This is a genomic window from Ruegeria sp. CDSB022 (assembly GCF_059611145.1).
In genome coordinates, this window is record NZ_JBXWOZ010000005.1 from 1 (window position 1) to 19,652 (window position 19,652).

Consider the following 19,652-nt stretch of genomic DNA (forward strand, 5'->3'; position numbering starts at 1 on the left):
GTCTTGCCGTGGTCAACGTGGCCAATCGTGCCGATGTTGACGTGCGGCTTATTACGCTCAAACTTTTCCTTTGCCATGATGGCCTCCTTTATCGGTAATGAAGGGAGCCCGCTAATCGAGCTCCCTCAAATTTTCGCTTATGCGTATTTCGCCTGGATCTCGTCCGAGATGTTCTGCGGAACCGGATCGTAGTGGTCGAACTGCATGGTGAACTGGGCACGGCCAGACGACATCGAACGCAAGGTGTTGATGTAGCCGAACATGTTGGCCAGCGGCACAAACGCGTCAATCGCGATGGCGTTGCCACGGTTTTCCTGCCCGGAAACCTGTCCCCGACGCGATGTCAGGTCACCGATGATGCCACCGGTATATTCTTCCGGTGTGATCACTTCGACCTTCATGATCGGTTCAAGCAGTTTCGCACCCGCTTTGCGCATGCCTTCGCGCATACCCATACGAGCGGCGATTTCAAAGGCCAGAACCGAAGAGTCCACATCGTGGAATTTACCTTCGATCAGGGCAACCTTGAAGTCGATCACAGGGAAGCCAGCCAGCGGGCCGCTATCCATGACGGATCTGATGCCTTTTTCAACGCCCGGGATGTATTCCTTGGGCACCGAACCACCAACAACACGAGATTCGAACGAATAACCTTCGCCCGGCTCTGTTGGGGTGATGATCATCTTCACCTCGGCGAACTGACCCGAACCACCCGACTGTTTCTTGTGGGTGTAAACGATCTCGGCTTCGTGACCGATGGTTTCGCGATAGGCCACCTGCGGCGCACCAATATTCGCTTCAACCTTGAATTCACGCTTGAGACGGTCAATCAGGATGTCCAGGTGAAGTTCGCCCATGCCCTTCATGATGGTCTGACCCGATTCCAGATCAGTTTCCACACGGAAGGACGGGTCTTCGGCGGCCAAACGGCCCAGACCCTGGCTCATTTTTTCCTGGTCAGCCTTGGTTTTCGGCTCAACCGCGATCTCGATCACCGGATCGGGGAAGGTCATGGTTTCCAGAACCACCGGATCGCCGGTCGAACACAGAGTGTCGCCCGTGGTGGTGTCTTTCAGACCTGCCAGCGCAATAATGTCGCCCGCGAACGCTTCGGTGATTTCCTCACGTTCGTTCGAGTGCATCATCATCATCCGGCCGATACGCTCTTTCTTACCCTTGGTCGAGTTCAGAAGCGTGTCGCCCTTGGACAGAGTGCCCGAGTAGATGCGGGTAAAGGTCAGCGAGCCAACAAAGGGGTCGTTCATGATTTTGAACGCCAGGCCCGAGAACGCCATGTCATCATCCGCACGGCGGGCGATGTTACGGGTTTCTTCTTCGTCACCGGGTTTGAAGCCCATGTAATCAACAACGTCCAGCGGGCTGGGCAGATAATCGATCACAGCGTTCAGCAGCGGCTGAACACCTTTGTTTTTGAACGCCGAACCACCCAGAACCGGAACAAACGCGATTTCCAGAGTACCTTTGCGCAGCAGGGCGCGCAGGGTTGGAACGTCGGGCTCATTGCCTTCCAGGTATTCCATCATCGCGTCGTCGTCCATTTCGACGGCCGCTTCGACCATTTTACCGCGCCATTCGTCAGCCATGTCCTTCAGGCTGTCGCGGATCGGTGCTTTGACCCAGCTTGCGCCCAGGTCTTCGCCCTGCCACAGCCATTCTTCCATGGTGACCAGGTCGATCAGGCCTTCCAACTCGGTCTCTGCGCCGATCGGAATACCAACCGGAACAGCGCGTGCGCCGGTACGGTCTTCGATCATTGCAACGCAGTTGAAGAAGTCCGCGCCGATCTTGTCCATCTTGTTGACGAACACCATCCGTGGAACCTTATAGCGGTCAGCCTGACGCCACACGGTTTCGGTCTGAGGTTCAACACCGGCGTTTGCGTCCAGAACGCAGACGGCACCGTCGAGAACCGCCAGCGAGCGTTCAACTTCGATGGTGAAGTCAACGTGGCCGGGGGTGTCGATGATGTTCAGGCGGTGCTTGGGCGAGTCAGCAGTTACACCGTCTTCGGTGCGTTCCCAGAAAGTGGTCGTCGCAGCCGAGGTGATGGTGATCCCGCGTTCCTGCTCCTGCTCCATCCAGTCCATGGTGGCTGCACCGTCGTGCACCTCACCGATGTTGTGGGATTTGCCGGTGTAGTACAGGATGCGTTCCGAGCAGGTCGTTTTACCCGCATCAATATGCGCCATGATACCGAAGTTACGGTAATGGTTGAGTGTATATTCGCGTGCCATTTCAATAAGCCTCTGGAATTACCAACGGTAGTGGCTGAAGGCTTTGTTCGCCTCGGCCATCTTGTGGGTGTCTTCACGCTTCTTCACAGCGGTACCGCGGGACTGTACAGCGTCCAGCAGCTCACCGGCGAGGCGTTCTTCCATGGTGTTTTCGTTGCGGCCACGCGCAGCAGTGATCAGCCAACGGATGGCCAGTGCTTCGCGGCGCTCGGGGCGCACTTCGACCGGAACCTGATAAGTTGCACCACCAACCCGGCGCGAGCGAACCTCGACCGACGGCTTGATGTTGTCGAGTGCTTCGTGGAACACTTCGACAGGGGCGCGCTTGATCTTGCCTTCAACGCGGTCAAAGGCGTTGTAGACGATGCGCTCTGCAACCGACTTTTTACCGTCGATCATCAGGTTGTTCATGAATTTAGTCAGTACCTTGTCGCCAAATTTGGCGTCAGGCAGGACTTCGCGTTTTTCGGCGGCGTGACGACGTGACATATCAGCCTCTCCTTCTTATTTGGGACGCTTCGCGCCGTATTTCGAACGACGTTGCTTACGGTCTTTGACGCCTTGGGTATCCAAAACACCACGCAGAATGTGGTAACGGACACCGGGAAGGTCTTTTACACGGCCGCCACGGATCAGAACAACCGAGTGTTCCTGCAGGTTGTGGCTTTCACCGGGGATGTACGAGATGACCTCGAACCCGTTTGTCAGGCGCACTTTGGCAACCTTACGCATCGCCGAGTTCGGCTTTTTCGGTGTGGTTGTGTAAACACGTGTGCAGACGCCGCGTTTCTGCGGGCACTGCTCCAGGTGCATGGACTTCGAGCGTTTTACTTTCGGCTGCCGCGGCTTGCGGATCAGCTGTTGGATCGTTGGCATTCCGGTTATATCCCCGTTTTGCAACACACATGACATGCACGCGTGATGCGTGCGGTTAAATTCGCTGCACTCGTGCGTCCACAAGCGCAAAACCCGCGAGCGTTCCCATTCCGAGGTGAACGTCGCGGTTTGTTATCAGAGGGCGCGAACGATAAAAGAGTTCGGGCCTTGACCAGTTCATTACTGAAATCGGTTTTGGGGCGGCCCCCGGTACCGAGATGTGGCGCGTAATAGGGGGAGTCGGACCCAGTGTCAACAGTGCAGCTGATCCGTTCCACATCAGGCCGTTTCGCGCTGGAACCAAAGCTCATCCAGTCTTACCGCCCGTTGCAGGAACAGGTCCGTGCAGGCATAGTCAGCCCATTGGTCTGGACCACGGATGAATCATGCAAATACTTGGCCTGTGTCGTTTTTCCTATCCCGCCCACGGCGGCTTTCAGATCGAACACGAAACGATCGAGGACCGGCGCTCCTATCTGTATCAACCTGACCGGCTGGAAGAGCGGTTTCGCCTGTTTGAAACTACTAGCCTGCCCTGCATAAAAGAGCAAACCGACGAGGATTTTCAGTTTTTCATCGTGATCGGTGCATGCCTGCCAAACACGGCACGCGAACGTCTTTACGACTTAACAGCGGGCATGCCTCAAGTACAGATCATCGCGCGCGAACCAAAGCGTCATCGCAGGGTCATGAAAGAGATCCTGAATTCAGCACGCACCAAACCGGACGCCCCCTGCATCCAGTTCCGCCACGATGATGACGATGCGGTTTCGGTCGATTTCGTTGAGCGCTTGCGCATCGCCGCAGATGAGGGTCAGGGCTTAATGCGGAACCACAGAACCGTTGCGATTGACTACAATCAGGGGTTCCTGGCCCGTTTCGATGCGGGCGGTATTCGGGCCGCACAGGTGTATCAACCTTTGCTGGGGGTGGGCTTTGCAATGTACTCCGCCGGGGGGAGTGACTTGACGATCATGAATTTCGCACATCACCGGATCGGAAATTTCATGCCCGTTATCAGCTATCCGGATGCACCTATGTGGGTCCGCACGCTTAACCAGTTCAACGATTCTCCGCATGCGCGAAACAGTAGGACCGAGCTGTCCCCCCTAACCTCTGAGCAGGAAGGCGAATTCATCGCACGGTTCGCCATCGACCAGGACGCCGTTCGCCGCATTCATTCGGCAGATTGACGAGTCCTTTCACGGAACAGCATGAACATTCCTGCCCCAACCACTAAGGCCGCCCCCGCCATCGTAATCCTGTCGGGCCAGTCCCCAAATACGGCCCAGCCCAAACCCAACGCCCAGATCAGACTGGAATAACGAAACGGCGCGATAAAGCCGATCTCACCAGCGCGCATGACAATGACGCTGAACAAATATCCCGTCAGAACAAAGACCGCAGCACACGCTACCATCGAACCGGCGGCTGCCGGAACCGGAACCCAGCCCGAGACAGAGGTGACAAGAACCGCCGTCAATGTAATCGTCGCGGTTGTTGCCAGCGTTACTGCAAGTGATGGCACATGCACCGACATGCGTCGCGTAATCAAATCCCGGGCAGTTACCGAAGCAACTGCGATCAAAGCATATATCGCGTAGATGCTGAAACCGTCCGTGCCCGGGCGAACGATCAGCAACATACCGGCGAACCCGAAAACGATGGCAAGAATCCGACGCCAACCGATATGCTCTTGAAAAAACAACGCGGCTCCAAGTGTTACGGTTAATGGCAAGGCCAGCAGAATGGCAGTCACGTTTGCCAACGGCATATGAAGCAGCGCGACCAAAAAGAAAATTGTCGCCAACAATTCGGCGAGACAACGTGCCGCGACCAACCACTTGTCATGACGCGGAAAGTTCAGATGCAACGCCCCATAGTACCGTGCCAGAAGATACACCAGAATGGTCGCCAAAACCCCGCGGATGGCAACCATCTGAAACAGCGGTAACTGGGCTCCGGCGGCCTTGATCAAAGTGTCATTGATGGTGAAGGCAGCCATGCTGCCCATCATCAGCAAAGCACCCCTGAAATTCGGCGTCACTCTTTTTGAACTCCGCATTTGGCCACGAAGTGCATTTGGCGGCGTTCAAGAAAGAGATGTCAATATGGCTCCGCCCGCCAATGCTCTGCTAGCATGACATTTCCAATGGCGCTTCATGCAGAGCCACACCCGAGCCTGAAATGAAAAGGCCCCGCGAAATCGCGGGGCCTGATCTTTGGAATTTAGGATCGCTTATTCGCGACTTTCCGGTGTTTCCACCAGAACATCCAGCTCATCCCCGACCATATCGTCATCCATCATCGGCGCAGCCAGAGCAGCGGCGGCTTCGGCCTCTTCCCGGCGGGCTTCGATGACAACGTTGTCACGCGACTGCGCGACGCGCTGTACGCTTTGCGTTGCGCCACCGGTACCGGCAGGGATTAGACGACCGACGATCACGTTCTCTTTCAGGCCAACCAGCTTGTCTTTCTTGCCCTGAACCGAAGCCTCGGTCAGAACCCGTGTGGTTTCCTGGAACGACGCCGCCGAGATGAACGAACGCGTCTGCAGCGAGGCTTTGGTGATCCCCAAGAGGATCGGCTCGCCCTGAGCCGGACGTCCACCGCGGGCGAGGGTCTTCTCGTTGGCCGCGTCGAACTCCTGCTTGTCGACATGTTCGCCTTTCAGCAGGGTGGTGTCACCTGAATCCAGGATCTCCCACTTCTGCAGCATCTGGCGCACGATCACTTCGATGTGCTTGTCGTTGATCTTCACGCCCTGCAGACGATAAACATCCTGCACTTCGTCGATCATGTAATCCGCCAGCGCCTCGACACCCATGATGGACAGGATGTCATGCGGGGCCGGGTTACCGTCCATCAGGTATTCACCCTTCTGGATGAAGTCACCTTCTGCAACCGGGATGTGCTTACCCTTGGGCACCATATACTCGATGGTCTCCATGGACTCGTCAGCCGGCTCAATGCTGATGCGACGCTTGTTCTTGTAGTCGCGGCCAAAGCGCACGTAACCATCAGCTTCTGCGATGATCGCATGATCCTTGGGGCGACGGGCTTCGAACAGTTCGGCAACGCGCGGCAGACCACCGGTGATGTCCTTGGTCTTGGCACCTTCACGCGGGATACGCGCGACAACTTCACCAGCTTCGATCTGCTGACCGTCTTCGATCGACAGGATCGCATCCACCGACATCGGATAGTGAACCGGGTTGCCCGCATCGTTACGGACCGGTTCGCCATCTTCGCCAACCAGAATGATCTCAGGCTTGAGGTCGCTGCCTTTGGGGGCCGCGCGCCAGTCGATCACGATCTTCTGGGTCATACCGGTTGCATCGTCGGTCACGTCGCGGACAGCAATGCCCGAAACCAGATCAACATATTTCGCGGTACCGGACTTTTCGGCGATGATCGGCAGGGTGTAAGGATCCCATTCGAACAGCTTGTCGCCACGGTTCACCTTGGTGCCATCCTTGACGAACAGCTTCGAGCCATAACCCAACTTGTGGTTGGCACGCTCTTCGCCATGTTCGTCTTTGATCACCATCTTCATGTTCCGGCCCATGACCAGGCTTTCGCCCGCGGAATTGACCAGGATCTGCGGGTTCTCGAACGAAACGACACCGTCGTGGCTGGCTTCCTGGAACGACTGCTGACCACCTTGCGCAACACCACCGATGTGGAAGGTCCGCATTGTCAACTGTGTACCGGGTTCACCGATGGACTGGGCGGCGATGATGCCGACAGCCTCACCCGTGTTGACCATAGTTCCGCGTGCAAGGTCACGACCGTAGCAGGTTGCACAGACGCCTTCCTCGGACTCACAGGTCAGAGGCGAACGGATGCGCATCGACGCAACAGCGGCCTCATCAATGATATCAGCCATACGTTCGTCAATCAGCTGACCCGCAGCGACCAGAACCTCATCGGTACCGGGACGCAGAACGTCATCGGCAGAGACACGGCCCAGCACACGTTCGGCTAGCGAAGCAACAACTTCACCGTCGTTTACCGCGGCTTCCGCAGTGATCGCACGCTCGGTTCCACAATCGAGCTCACGCACGATGCAGTCCTGTGCCACGTCCACCAGACGACGGGTCAGGTAACCCGAGTTCGCCGTTTTCAGAGCAGTATCCGACAGACCCTTACGGGCGCCGTGGGTCGAGTTGAAGTATTCAAGAACGGTCAGACCTTCCTTGAAGTTCGAGATGATCGGCGTCTCGATGATGTCACCGTTTGGTTTGGCCATCAGGCCGCGCATACCGCCCAGCTGTTTCATCTGAGTGACCGAGCCACGCGCGCCCGAGTGGGCCATCATGTAGACCGAGTTCGGTTCCTTTTCAGACCCGTCCTCTGCCCGATCCGAAGATGAGATCGTGCTCATCATCGCTTCGGTTACACGATCGTTACACTTCGACCAGGCATCAACAACTTTGTTGTACTTTTCACCCTGAGTGATCAGGCCGTCCATGTACTGCTGTTCAAAATCCTTCACCTGACTACGGGTTTCATCGACGATGCCCCATTTGTCATCAGGGATCACCATGTCGTCCTTACCGAACGAGATACCGGCGCGGAACGCTTCCTTAAAGCCCATCGACATGATCTGGTCACAGAAGATGACCGACTCTTTCTGACCGCAGTAACGGTAGACGGTGTCGATCACCTGCTGCACTTCTTTCTTCCGCAGCAAACGGTTGACCAGTTCGAACGGGGCCTTGTTGTTCATCGGCAGCAGAGCCCCCAGGCGCACACGGCCGGGAGTGGTTTCAAACCGCTGTTGAACTTCATTGCCTTCGCTGTCGATCTGAGTAATCCGCGCAGTGATCTTGGTGTGCAGATGCACTTCACCGGCGTCCAGCGCGTGCTGAACTTCGTCGATCGAGCCAAAGACCTTGCCTTCACCAGGCATGCCTTCGCGTTCCAGGGTCACATAGTACAGACCCAGAATCATATCCTGCGAAGGAACGATGATCGGCGCGCCGTTTGCTGGCGACAGAACGTTGTTTGTCGACATCATCAGCACGCGTGCTTCCAGCTGGGCCTCAAGGCTCAGCGGGACGTGAACGGCCATCTGGTCACCGTCGAAGTCGGCGTTAAAGGCCGAACAGACCAACGGGTGCAGCTGGATGGCTTTACCTTCGATCAGAACCGGTTCAAACGCCTGAATGCCAAGACGGTGCAGTGTTGGCGCACGGTTCAGCATGACAGGGTGTTCGCGGATCACCTCGTCGAGGATATCCCACACTTCGGGACGCTCTTTCTCGACCAGTTTCTTCGCCTGTTTCACGGTCGAAGACAGACCCTTGGCTTCAAGGCGCGAGTAGATGAACGGCTTGAACAGTTCCAGCGCCATCTTTTTGGGCAGACCACACTGGTGCAGCTTGAGTTCCGGACCGGTCACGATGACCGAACGGCCCGAGAAGTCGACGCGCTTACCCAGAAGGTTTTGACGGAAGCGACCCTGCTTACCCTTCAGCATGTCCGAAAGCGATTTCAGCGGACGCTTATTGGCGCCGGTGATCACGCGGCCACGACGGCCATTGTCGAACAGAGCATCGACGGATTCCTGCAGCATCCGCTTTTCGTTGCGGACGATGATGTCAGGTGCGCGCAGTTCGATCAGACGCTTCAGACGGTTGTTCCGGTTGATGACGCGGCGATACAGATCGTTCAGATCCGAAGTCGCAAAACGACCACCATCCAGTGGAACCAGCGGACGCAGTTCCGGCGGAATCACCGGGATTACGGTCATCACCATCCACTCAGGCCGGTTGCCCGACTCGAGGAAGGATTCAACAACCTTCAGACGCTTGATGATCTTCTTGGGCTTCAGTTCACCGGTTGCTTCGGCCAGATCAGCACGCAGCTGTTCGGCTTCGGCTTCCAGATCGATCTGGGCCAGCATCTCACGGATAGCTTCGGCACCGATGTTCGCGGTGAACGCGTCCATGCCATAGGCATCCTGCGCGTCCATGAACTCTTCTTCGGTCAGCATCTGACCATAGGAGAGGTCGGTCAGACCGGGCTCGATGACGACATAGTTTTCAAAGTACAGAACGCGTTCCAGATCGCGCAGCGTCATGTCCAGCATGAGACCGATGCGGGACGGCAGCGATTTCAGGAACCAAATGTGTGCGACGGGCGCGGCCAGCTCGATATGACCCATACGCTCGCGGCGGACTTTCTGCAGGGTGACTTCCACACCGCATTTCTCGCAGACAACGCCGCGATATTTCATCCGCTTATATTTACCGCACAGACATTCGTAATCTTTGATCGGGCCAAAGATACGCGCGCAGAACAGACCGTCACGTTCGGGTTTGAACGTCCGGTAGTTGATGGTTTCGGGTTTCTTGATCTCGCCATAAGACCAAGAGAGGATCCGTTCCGGGCTGGCCAATGAGACCTTGATCTCGTCAAAGACCTTAGGCGGCGTCAGCGGGTTGAACGGGTTATTGGTAATTTCCTGGTTCATTTTGCGTCCTTACAAATTGGGATGGGATGAGTTTGGGGCGTTGCCGCCCCTACTCTTCCTCCGCATCCAGGAGTTCCATATTCAGGCCGAGGCCACGGACTTCTTTCACCAGAACGTTAAACGATTCCGGTACGCCCGCTTCAAAGTTATCCTCGCCCTTGACGATCGACTCGTACACTTTGGTCCGGCCGGCGACGTCATCCGATTTCACGGTGAGCATTTCCTGCAGGGTGTAGGCGGCGCCGTAAGCTTCCAGAGCCCAGACTTCCATCTCACCAAAGCGCTGACCACCAAACTGCGCCTTACCACCCAGCGGCTGCTGGGTAACCAGGCTGTAAGGCCCGGTTGAACGCGCGTGGATTTTGTCATCCACAAGGTGGTGCAGTTTCAGCAGGTACTTGATGCCCACGGTCACCGGACGTGCAAACTGCTCACCCGTACGACCGTCGAACAGAACCGACTGACCGCTTTGCGAGAAGCCCGCGCGCACCAGAGCGTCATTGACGTCTGCCTCTTTGGCGCCATCAAAGACCGGAGTCGCGATCGGAACACCACGGGTCACGTTGCCCGCAGCCTCGATCAGGTGACCCTCGTCCATGCCAGTGATGCCTTCTTCATAGACATCGTCGCCATAGGCCAGCTTCATTGCTTCGCGAACCGGGGTCAGGTCGCCAGAGCGGCGATATTCACCCAGCGCGTCGTCGATGTTCAGACCCAGACCGCGCGCGGCCCAACCCATGTGGGTTTCAAGGATCTGACCAACGTTCATACGCGAAGGAACACCCAGCGGGTTCAGACAGAAGTCAACCGGCGTACCATCGGCCAGGAACGGCATGTCTTCCATCGGAACAACCTTGGAAATTACACCTTTGTTCCCGTGACGACCGGCCATCTTATCGCCCGGCTGCAGCTTGCGCTTCACGGCGATGAAGACTTTGACCATCTTCATCACACCCGGCGGCAGGTCGTCGCCGCGACGAACCTTCTCGACCTTGTCTTCGAAACGGGCGTCCAGAGCACGCTTTTGCACTTCGTACTGCTCGTTCAGAGCCTCAACGATCTGTGCGTCCTGCTCATCTTCCAGCGCCAGCTGCCACCACTGACCACGGGTCAGGGTTTCCAACAGGTCCTCGGTGATCACCGACCCTGGCTTGACGCCTTTCGGGCCTTTGACCGCGGTTTTACCCATGATCAGGCCTTGCAGACGCGCATAGATGTTGCGGTCCAGGATCGCCAACTCGTCGTCCCGGTCACGGGCCAGACGTTCGACTTCTTCCCGCTCGATCTGCAGCGCACGCTCGTCTTTCTCGACGCCGTGACGGTTGAAGACGCGGACCTCAACGACCGTACCGTAATCGCCCGGCTTCACGCGCAGCGAAGTGTCGCGCACGTCAGATGCTTTTTCGCCAAAGATAGCGCGCAGCAGCTTTTCTTCCGGGGTCATCGGGCTTTCGCCCTTCGGAGTGATCTTGCCGACCAGGATATCGCCCGGTTCAACATCCGCGCCGATGTAAACGATGCCCGCCTCGTCGAGGTTACGCAGCGCTTCTTCACCGACATTCGGAATATCGCGGGTGATCTCTTCCGGACCCAGCTTGGTGTCACGGGCGGCGACTTCAAATTCCTCGATATGGACCGAGGTAAAGACGTCGTCACGCGCAATACGTTCCGAGATCAGGATCGAGTCTTCGTAGTTGTAACCGTTCCACGGCATGAACGCGACGACCACGTTCTTACCCAGGGCCAGTTCACCCATATCGGTCGACGGACCATCAGCAATGACTTCGCCCTTCTGGACGGTGTCACCCACTTTGATCAGCGGACGCTGGTTGATGCAGGTGTTCTGGTTCGACCGCTGGAATTTGCGCAGACGATAGATGTCAACGCCAGCGTCGCCCAGTTCCAGATCCTCAGTCGCGCGGATAACGATACGCTGGGCATCGACCTGATCGATGATACCGGCGCGTTTCGCCTGAATCGCAGCACCTGAGTCAATCGCAACCTTTTCCTCGATTCCGGTACCAATCAGCGGTGCCTCGGCCCGCAGCAGCGGAACCGCCTGACGTTGCATGTTCGAGCCCATCAGAGCGCGGTTAGCATCGTCATTTTCAAGGAACGGGATCAGCGATGCAGCAACCGATACCAGCTGTTTTGGGCTGACGTCGATCAGGTCCACATTCTCGCGCGGGGCCAGAGTGTAGTCACCTGACTGACGGGTCGAAACCAGATCGTTGATGAACTTGCCATCCGAATCCAGTGTCGCGTTCGCCTGTGCCACCGTGTGACGCATTTCCTCGGTCGCGGACATGTAGTGAACCTCATCGGTCACCTCGGCGTCTTTGACGACACGGTACGGTGTTTCGATGAAGCCATACTTGTTCACACGGGCAAAGGTCGCCAGCGAGTTGATCAGACCGATGTTCGGGCCTTCCGGCGTTTCAATCGGGCACATCCGGCCATAGTGTGTCGGATGAACGTCGCGCACCTCAAAGCCCGCACGCTCGCGTGTCAGGCCACCGGGGCCAAGCGCCGAAAGGCGGCGTTTGTGGGTAACTTCCGACAGCGGGTTGGTCTGGTCCATGAACTGCGACAGCTGCGACGAGCCGAAGAATTCGCGGACAGCAGCAGCAGCCGGTTTCGCATTGATCAGGTCCTGAGGCATGACGGTGTCGATCTCGACCGACGACATACGCTCTTTGATCGCGCGCTCCATGCGCAGCAGGCCAACGCGGTACTGGTTTTCCATCAGTTCGCCGACCGAACGCACACGACGGTTGCCGAGGTGGTCGATATCGTCGATGTCCCCTTTGCCGTCACGCAGTTCAACCAGAGCCTTGATGCAGGCCACGATGTCTTCGCGGCGCAGGGTGCGCAGCGTATCGGGCGCATCCAGAGCCAGACGCATGTTCATCTTTACACGGCCAACGGCGGACAGGTCATAGCGCTCGCTGTCAAAGAACAGCGTTTCGAACAGCGCCGAGGCCGCTTCGACGGTGGGCGGCTCACCCGGGCGCATGACGCGATAGATATCCATCAGCGCTGTGTCGCGGCCCATGTTCTTGTCTGCCGCCATGGTGTTGCGCATGTAGGGGCCGACATTGATGTTGTCGATATCCAGAACCGGAATATCAGTGACGCCCGCGTCGATCAGCTCTTTCGCGGTGCCTCCGATCAGCTCGCCGTCTTTGTCGTATTCCAGCGTCAGCTCATCACCAGCTTCGACATAGATCGCGCCGGTTTCTTCGTTGATGATGTCCTTGGCGACAAACTTCCCGACGATGTGATCGAACGGAACCAACAGCTCGGTGACGTTGCCTTCATCGATCAGCTTCTTGACCGCGCGCGGGGTAACTTTCTTGCCCGCTTCGGCAATCACTTCACCGGATTTGGCGTCGATCAGGTCATAGGTCGGACGCGTACCGCGTGCACGCTCGGGGAAGAACGGTGCTATCCAGCCCTTCTTCTTGTCCAGCTTGTACGACACCGTGTTGTAATAGGCGTCCATGATCGCTTCTTGATCCAGACCCAGCGCATACAGCAGCGTTGTCACAGGCAGTTTGCGGCGACGGTCGATACGGGCGAACACGATGTCCTTGGCGTCGAACTCAAAGTCCAGCCAGCTGCCGCGATACGGGATGATGCGGCAGGCAAACAACAGCTTGCCCGAGGAATGGGTCTTGCCCTTGTCGTGGTCAAAGAACACACCGGGCGAACGGTGCATTTGGGACACGATCACACGCTCGGTACCGTTCACAATGAACGTCCCGTTTGGTGTCATCAGGGGCATATCCCCCATGAACACGTCCTGTTCCTTGATGTCTTTGACCGACTTGGCGCCAGTGTCCTCGTCGACATCAAACACGATCAGACGCAGAGTGACTTTCAGCGGCGCGCTGTAGGTCATGTCGCGCTGCATGCACTCTTCGACGTCGTATTTGGGTTTTTCCAAATCGTATTTCACGAACTCCAGAACGGAGGTTTCGTTGAAATCCTTGATCGGGAAAACCGACTGGAACACGCCTTTGATGCCTTCGCCGTCTGTCGGCACATCTGCATCGCCGGAGCGCAGGAATAGATCATATGAAGATTTTTGTACCTCAATGAGGTTCGGCATCTCCAGCACTTCGCGGATTTTGCCGTAATATTTCCGAAGACGTTTCTGGCCAAGGAACGATTGAGCCATGTCAGATGTCACCTTTCGATGTTCTCAGCGGACAAAGACACCGTCGGGCCCCGGTGCCTTGCACATTAGAGACAACACGTCCGGATCAATTCGTGGCCACCGTCCCGAATGGCGGCCTCCCGATCCATGAACCGCGTCTTAGAAAACACCCCAATCCATGAGGTCCTTTCTAAGACAGGTTCGGCTGGACCCGGATTTCTCCGGGACCAGCCAAATTTCCGGTGCATCTGCGATGCACCAAAAGACTGACTTAGGCCAGTTCGACCTCGGCGCCAGCTGCTTCCAGCTTGCCTTTGATGTCTTCGGCTTCGTCTTTCGACACAGCTTCTTTGATCTTGCCGCCAGCTTCGACCAGCTCTTTGGCTTCTTTCAGGCCCAGACCGGTGATGCCGCGAACTTCTTTGATCACGTTGATTTTCGAAGCGCCGGCGTTCTTCAGAACGACGTCGAATTCGGTTTTTTCTTCCTCAGCTGCGCCACCGGCGTCGCCACCGGCTGCCATGACAACTGCGCCGCCTGCTGCGGGCTCGATGCCATATTCGTCTTTGAGGATGGTTTTCAGTTCTTGTGCTTCCAGCAGGGTCAGACCCACGATGCTTTCTGCGAGTGCTTTCAGATCAGCCATTTTATCAGCTCTTTCCGTTTACAGTGTGTGTTCCAACGTCAGGGTGACTACCCTACGCAGATCATTCAGTGCCAACCGCTTACGCAGCTTCCGCCTTCTCTTCGATGGTGGAAAGGATGCTTGCGATGTTGCTTGCAGGTGCGCCAATTGCGCCAGCGATGTTCGAAGCAGGTGCGCCCAGCATGCCCGCGATAGTAGCAATAAGCTCCTCGCGCGAAGGCATTTTGGACACGGCTTCAACGCCGGCACGATCCAGAGCGTTCTCACCCATTGCACCGCCAAGAATTTCGAACTTTTGGTTCTCTTTGGCGTAGTCCTGGGCCACTTTGGCTGCTGCCACAGGGTCCTCAGAATAGGTCAGAACGGTCATCCCCGTCAGCAGGTCGGCAATGCTTTCACATGGCTTTCCGTCGAGGGCGATTTTGGCGAGCCTGTTCTTGGCAACACGCACGGCACCACCCGCGTCACGAGCACGTGCGCGAAGGTCCTGCATCTCGGCAACTGTCAGACCGGCGTAGTGTGCAACCACTACGACGCCAGAGCTTTCGAAGATTTGGCCGAGCTCGTCGACCACTTTCTCTTTCTGGGCTCTATCCACAGTTTTCTCCAAGTTAGGGGTGATATCTCACCCCGGCTCATATTTGCCGCAGCTTACGCTCCGGCGTTCAGGTCCGTTGTTACGGGATCAGCCAAAATTCGCCCGAGGATCGAAGCCCTCAGAATTCTTTGGTCTTACCCGTCTCAGGCAGGTAATTAAGGGGTCAGATGACACCACCCACCGTCTTGGACGAAACAAAATAAAGCGCACGACGAATCGCACGCTTTACTTCGCAGCTCTCTTTATGGCAGTTACGCCGGGTTTCCAAGGGGTAAATTGGGCCGAAACCGGAAATGATCGAGCAGCGCAGCCGGCATCGGAACAGTGTCCTAGATTGACATGTTCCATACGCTGAGGTCCAGTCTGGCTAAGCCCCTTTCTTCTTAGGTATCCATCCCTGAATGCTGACCCTCACCACAGACGAATACGAACGCGCGCGCGGCTTTGTTCAGGAGTTCCTGGATCAAACGCCAGAGGATGGACCGGCGGGTTTCGAGTGCGTCTATCGTTCTCATGATTTTGCGGGCTCGCGTATAGTGCTCAGGGTCCGAGGTGCGCGCCAGGACTATGCCCTAAAGGTCGATACGGAATCGCCCGGGACGGGACGTTTGCGCGATGAGTTTGATATGCTCAGAAAGCTGACCGACCACTTTGCGCAGTACGAAACCGCGGGGGTTGTCGATCCGGTCTATATGTCACCGGGTGAGGCGTTTTTTGTGACGCAGTTTATTGACCGCCCCACCGCTGCGGATCTTATCCATAACAGCCTGGATGACGACCAGATCGGCCGCATCTATCGCCGCGCCGGATCGTGGCTGAACGAGCTGCACAGCTTTCAACCCATCAAGACCTATGATTTCCGCCCTAGCTGGATGATCGACAGGCTTCAGGCTTTGCTACGTCTTGCCCCGGACATAGCACAGCCCTGGGGGCGGAATATGGTCCAGCATCTGACTGACGAGGCATTACAGCTAAAAGGCACCCCTGAACTGCTGGTCCTTGCACACGGAGATTGTCACAGTCAAAATCTGATCGTCGGGCAAGGCGAAATGATCGGCCTGGATTTTACCGAAACGCGGGAAAAGCTGGCTGTATATGATATTGTCGACTTTCTAAAGTCCGATATCTTTCGCGATGGCACTGATGATCAGGTTGATCAAAGCGGCATCCTGAAAACGAACAAAGACATGTTCTTTCGCAAATATCGCCATCCAATTCAGATGGACGTTCTGGATATGTGCATGCGCGCACGTCTGGTGATGGATTGGCTGGACTTATGGCGATTGGACAGATCCTGCAGCGAATACGAGAGCTTTCGCAGAGACCGCCTGAACCTGCGCCTGCAAGCCGTGTATGAGTGAGGGCTGAAAAAGAAAGACCCGAACAGCCTTTACCGTTCGGGTCTAGTCATTTTAGCTATAGGCTAGGGGCTTATTCGCCCGCAGCAGCAGCCACATCCAGAGTCACGCCTGGGCCCATGGTCGAGCTCAGCGCGATTTTCTTCATGTAAGTGCCTTTGGCGCCTGTTGGCTTGGCTTTGGCAACAGCGGTCACAAATGCACGAACGTTTTCTGCCAGCTTGGCTTCGTCGAAGGACGCTTTGCCAACGCCAGCGTGCACAACGCCGCCTTTTTCAGCTTTGAACTGAACTTCGCCGCCTTTAGCTGCTTCTACGGCCGCTTTCACGTCCATGGTCACAGTGCCAACCTTGGGGTTCGGCATCAGGTTGCGGGGGCCCAGAACTTTACCAAGACGACCAACGATGGGCATCATGTCCGGGGTTGCTATGCAACGATCGAATTCAATGGTGCCGCCCTGAATGGTTTCCATCAGGTCTTCTGCGCCGATGATGTCCGCGCCTGCTTCTTTCGCTTCGTCAGCCTTGGGGCCACGAGCGAATACAGCAACGCGCATTGTTTTACCGGTGCCATTCGGCAGGCCAACAACGCCACGAACCATCTGGTCCGCGTGACGGGTGTCAACGCCCAGGTTCAGAGCGATTTCGATGGTCTCATCGAATTTCGAAGTTGCGTTGGCTTTGACCAGGGCAACTGCTTCTTCGACCGACAGGTTTTCCTTGCCAGCGACAGCTTCGCGCGCAGCGCGGGTACGTTTACCGAGTTTTGCCATCTTACTTCACCTCGATGCCCATAGAGCGGGCCGAGCCCAGGATGATCTGCATTGCGCCTTCGACGTCGTTGGCGTTCAGATCTTTCATTTTGGCTTCGGCGATTTCGCGAACCTGCTTCGAGGTCACGGATGCCACGGTCTCACGACCTGGGTTTTCCGCACCACGGGGGCGATTACGCTTGCCAACCGGCTTCAGGCCAGCTGCTTTCTTCAGGTAATAAGACGCTGGTGGCGTCTTGATGTCCATGGTGAAGGACTTGTCCTGATAATAGGTGATCACGGTCGGGCAAGGCGCGCCTTGCTCCATGTCTGCGGTCTTGGCGTTGAACGCCTTGCAGAATTCCATGATGTTGATGCCGCGCTGACCCAGCGCCGGACCAACTGGCGGCGACGGGTTCGCCTGACCTGCAGGAACCTGCAGTTTCATTGTACCAGCAAGCTTCTTGGCCATTTGGTTTTCCTTTCAACTAAAGTGAAACGCGTTTCACCCAGATTATGTTGCGTGGTCCGATCCGGGATCGCGATCCCGGTAATCTCCCACGAGAGAATCTCGCCCAAAGACGATAGAGGCGGCATTTACAGGGGAACGGAAGTGTTGGCAAGGGTTTGAATCACGGCCTGAAGCAGCCACATCGAACCCAAACCGACCCTCGCACAAAAGCTAAGCAACAGCAAACCAGCATCTGTCATCGCCCAATGAGATTGCACCCGCTACATGCACAACCTTGCGGGCTATCAGAGCAACTTAGCAGCCGCCATAATTCTTGTTTCCACTCGCCGTGATTGTGTAGGTTCCGCCTCTTGGACCCGTGTAGCATCGTGAGGTCACGCGCCTAACGCTGGCAACCGGTCGGCGGTACGAAGATACTCTCCTGATCTGAGCACCCCACTCACACGCGAGACCATCGCCATCAAGATCCATATTATGTGGATCAGATACAGGTCCACCAGAGGCTAAGAAGAACCTTTGCGCTGCTGCGCCATTCGGAAAGTCATCACAATCATAGTCACCCCCTGCTGCCTCGGATGAAAACGGTCGCTCGTAGGATTTGGTCCCAGCTGTAGACAGGCTGTACTGACCATAATTGCTATAACCACATTGGTTTACTTTTCGAGCAGCCAACTCTGCTTCGATCATCAGTTTCCCCCGCAATGTCGTACTTGGGAGCCGATATGCGGAACACAGCTCTGCGGACGATGCGCGCGCTACTTTCGAGGACAACACTTCGGGTGACAAAACATCAGCGGTACACGCAGCCAAAATCAAGAAAACAAAATAGATGAACGCACGCATGAAAAACGCCTTGTGGTCACTTTTCGAAAAAAACATTCGGTCAAATCAATAGGGCAGTTTTGTACCAAGCCAGATCATCAATGTAAACGTTCAGCCAGCCAAGATGCTGCACTGGCTAGGGCAATGCGACGCCTCAAAATCCACCGAATAAATTTTGCCTCCTGCCTCTGGTCATCCACGCCCTCGACCATCCCGTCGAAATCCACGAATGGACCAGAGTAGGCCGTGATCTACTCGCCGATTTCAAACGAGATCATCAGCTTGGGCGCTTCGCCACCTCGCCGAGTGATGTAGAAAACCTGGTGCACCTCTGCCTTGCTTGCCAGTTGTCGCGCAAAGGCTAATCAGGACTGTGTGATTGCCAATATCCCGAGCGCGATCAGGCAGGCCCAGCCGATGCGGTGAAGAAAGCGCGGCTCTTTCAGGACGAGCGCGGCAAGGACTACGGATACCGGAATCGAGGCCTGCCGGACCGCGCTGACAGGTGCGGCCTCGGCGCCTAACTGGAAAGCTTTCAGGATAAAAAGATAGGATAGATAGGACGCAATCCCTGCTAATACGATCCGCCACGGGGCGAGTGTCCAGCCTCGTACCACGCCTAGAAATGGGGTCGACATATGGCGATCTTCCCAGGCCCGGATGCCGGCAAGGGTCAATGTCACCAGGATATAACAGTAGAACAGGAAAGGCGCGGGGGTTGTTTTTTGCATAGCGCCTGCATCGCTCAGCGAATAGGCGGCCGAGCCAAGCATCGCCATGACAGCCAGCGCAAAAGCCTTGTGATCATGCAGCAATCCGCCCGGAGATTTCTGGATCATCAGGCTGCCCATCAGGACCAGCGAAATCCCCACAAGGATGAGCCACGAATACTGTTGATCCAGCGCAAGCCAGCTAAAGGCAACGATGGCAATCGGCGAGGACCGGATGACCGGATAATACACCGAAAGGTTGCCCCGGCGCAGGGCTGAAAGCGTGCCATAGTAATAAAAGCTCAACCCCAGGGAAGAAACCAGCACCAGAGGCCAGACCTCGCGGCTGAGGGTCAGGGGCTGGCCAACCAGTCGGGCGTGAAGTGCCGCAAGAATGACCCAGGTCAGCGCTACACCAACATAACAGGACACCGGATGCGCCGTGTCTTTCAACAACAGATCCCGCAGCGGATGTGTCGCCGCCGAAATCAGAACCAGAACAATCAGGCCAAGTTCCATAT

The 19,652-nt window shown here is 56.4% G+C and carries 13 protein-coding genes; 2 read left to right on the forward strand and 11 right to left on the reverse strand.

The features are described 5' to 3' along the window. Positions 1-137 precede the first annotated feature (137 nt). Genes fusA through rpsL form a run of 3 tightly spaced genes read right to left on the reverse strand, consistent with a single transcriptional unit; the run spans position 138 to position 3,131 of the window. Positions 138-2,255: an elongation factor G gene (fusA, locus tag AC2FIZ_RS10605; protein WP_142636902.1), complete on the reverse strand. Its 2,118-nt coding sequence runs from the start codon at positions 2,253-2,255 to the stop codon at positions 138-140. Between the two features lie 18 nt (positions 2,256-2,273). Further along, a complete protein-coding gene (gene rpsG / locus AC2FIZ_RS10610) occupies positions 2,274-2,744 on the reverse strand; it encodes a 30S ribosomal protein S7 (protein ID WP_008756926.1) in 471 nt (156 codons plus the stop codon). Between the two features lie 15 nt (positions 2,745-2,759). Continuing rightward, positions 2,760-3,131, reverse strand: coding sequence for a 30S ribosomal protein S12 (gene rpsL, locus AC2FIZ_RS10615; protein ID WP_005621086.1), 372 nt, complete (start codon positions 3,129-3,131; stop codon positions 2,760-2,762). A 386-nt stretch (positions 3,132-3,517) separates the two neighbouring features. On the opposite strand from rpsL, the gene AC2FIZ_RS10620 reads away from it, so the two are divergent. Beyond that, a complete protein-coding gene (locus tag AC2FIZ_RS10620) occupies positions 3,518-4,324 on the forward strand; it encodes a putative rhamnosyl transferase (RefSeq protein WP_496791007.1) in 807 nt (268 codons plus the stop codon). Here AC2FIZ_RS10620 and AC2FIZ_RS10625 read toward each other — a convergent pair. The 5 genes from AC2FIZ_RS10625 to rplJ form a co-directional block, all read right to left on the reverse strand. Beyond that, positions 4,309-5,196: a DMT family transporter gene (locus AC2FIZ_RS10625; RefSeq protein ID WP_281973111.1), complete on the reverse strand. Its 888-nt coding sequence runs from the start codon at positions 5,194-5,196 to the stop codon at positions 4,309-4,311. The genes AC2FIZ_RS10620 and AC2FIZ_RS10625 overlap by 16 nt on opposite strands. 174 nt (positions 5,197-5,370) lie before the next feature. Continuing rightward, positions 5,371-9,612 (reverse strand): DNA-directed RNA polymerase subunit beta', encoded by a 4,242-nt coding sequence (gene rpoC / locus AC2FIZ_RS10630; protein WP_271949832.1) that lies wholly within the window; start codon positions 9,610-9,612, stop codon positions 5,371-5,373. A 49-nt stretch (positions 9,613-9,661) separates the two neighbouring features. After that, a complete protein-coding gene (rpoB, locus tag AC2FIZ_RS10635; protein WP_142636910.1) occupies positions 9,662-13,795 on the reverse strand; it encodes a DNA-directed RNA polymerase subunit beta in 4,134 nt (1,377 codons plus the stop codon). A 250-nt stretch (positions 13,796-14,045) separates the two neighbouring features. Further along, positions 14,046-14,420 (reverse strand): 50S ribosomal protein L7/L12, encoded by a 375-nt coding sequence (gene rplL / locus AC2FIZ_RS10640; RefSeq protein WP_142636911.1) that lies wholly within the window; start codon positions 14,418-14,420, stop codon positions 14,046-14,048. A 79-nt stretch (positions 14,421-14,499) separates the two neighbouring features. Continuing rightward, positions 14,500-15,018: a 50S ribosomal protein L10 gene (gene rplJ, locus AC2FIZ_RS10645; RefSeq protein ID WP_142636913.1), complete on the reverse strand. Its 519-nt coding sequence runs from the start codon at positions 15,016-15,018 to the stop codon at positions 14,500-14,502. A 401-nt stretch (positions 15,019-15,419) separates the two neighbouring features. On the opposite strand from rplJ, the gene AC2FIZ_RS10650 reads away from it, so the two are divergent. Then, the gene (locus AC2FIZ_RS10650; RefSeq protein ID WP_281995388.1) at positions 15,420-16,379 is read left to right on the forward strand and encodes a phosphotransferase; all 960 of its coding nucleotides are present in this window, start codon (positions 15,420-15,422) and stop codon (positions 16,377-16,379) included. Positions 16,380-16,449: 70 nt separating this feature from the next. On the opposite strand, the gene rplA is transcribed toward AC2FIZ_RS10650, so the two are convergent. The 3 genes from rplA to AC2FIZ_RS10665 form a co-directional block, all read right to left on the reverse strand. After that, positions 16,450-17,148: a 50S ribosomal protein L1 gene (gene rplA, locus AC2FIZ_RS10655; RefSeq protein WP_142636917.1), complete on the reverse strand. Its 699-nt coding sequence runs from the start codon at positions 17,146-17,148 to the stop codon at positions 16,450-16,452. Between the two features lies 1 nt (position 17,149). Further along, the gene (gene rplK / locus AC2FIZ_RS10660) at positions 17,150-17,599 is read right to left on the reverse strand and encodes a 50S ribosomal protein L11 (RefSeq protein ID WP_085823307.1); all 450 of its coding nucleotides are present in this window, start codon (positions 17,597-17,599) and stop codon (positions 17,150-17,152) included. Between the two features lie 1,187 nt (positions 17,600-18,786). Next, on the reverse strand, positions 18,787-19,650 hold the full coding sequence (locus AC2FIZ_RS10665) for an EamA family transporter (protein WP_496694136.1): 864 nt from the start codon (positions 19,648-19,650) through the stop codon (positions 18,787-18,789). Positions 19,651-19,652: the final 2 nt, after the last annotated feature.

What these genes read in the sequence shown, in the direction of transcription:
- AC2FIZ_RS10650 (WP_281995388.1), top strand. Translation starts at nt 15,420, where the DNA reads ATGCTGACCCTCACCACAGACGAATACGAACGCGCGCGCGGCTTTGTT.
- rpsG (WP_008756926.1), bottom strand. Translation starts at nt 2,744, where the DNA reads ATGTCACGTCGTCACGCCGCCGAAAAACGCGAAGTCCTGCCTGACGCC.
- fusA (WP_142636902.1), bottom strand. Translation starts at nt 2,255, where the DNA reads ATGGCACGCGAATATACACTCAACCATTACCGTAACTTCGGTATCATG.
- AC2FIZ_RS10665 (WP_496694136.1), bottom strand. Translation starts at nt 19,650, where the DNA reads ATGGAACTTGGCCTGATTGTTCTGGTTCTGATTTCGGCGGCGACACAT.
- AC2FIZ_RS10620 (WP_496791007.1), top strand. Translation starts at nt 3,518, where the DNA reads ATGCAAATACTTGGCCTGTGTCGTTTTTCCTATCCCGCCCACGGCGGC.
- rplA (WP_142636917.1), bottom strand. Translation starts at nt 17,148, where the DNA reads ATGGCAAAACTCGGTAAACGTACCCGCGCTGCGCGCGAAGCTGTCGCT.
- rplK (WP_085823307.1), bottom strand. Translation starts at nt 17,599, where the DNA reads ATGGCCAAGAAGCTTGCTGGTACAATGAAACTGCAGGTTCCTGCAGGT.
- rpsL (WP_005621086.1), bottom strand. Translation starts at nt 3,131, where the DNA reads ATGCCAACGATCCAACAGCTGATCCGCAAGCCGCGGCAGCCGAAAGTA.
- AC2FIZ_RS10625 (WP_281973111.1), bottom strand. Translation starts at nt 5,196, where the DNA reads ATGCGGAGTTCAAAAAGAGTGACGCCGAATTTCAGGGGTGCTTTGCTG.
- rplL (WP_142636911.1), bottom strand. Translation starts at nt 14,420, where the DNA reads ATGGCTGATCTGAAAGCACTCGCAGAAAGCATCGTGGGTCTGACCCTG.
- rpoC (WP_271949832.1), bottom strand. Translation starts at nt 9,612, where the DNA reads ATGAACCAGGAAATTACCAATAACCCGTTCAACCCGCTGACGCCGCCT.
- rpoB (WP_142636910.1), bottom strand. Translation starts at nt 13,795, where the DNA reads ATGGCTCAATCGTTCCTTGGCCAGAAACGTCTTCGGAAATATTACGGC.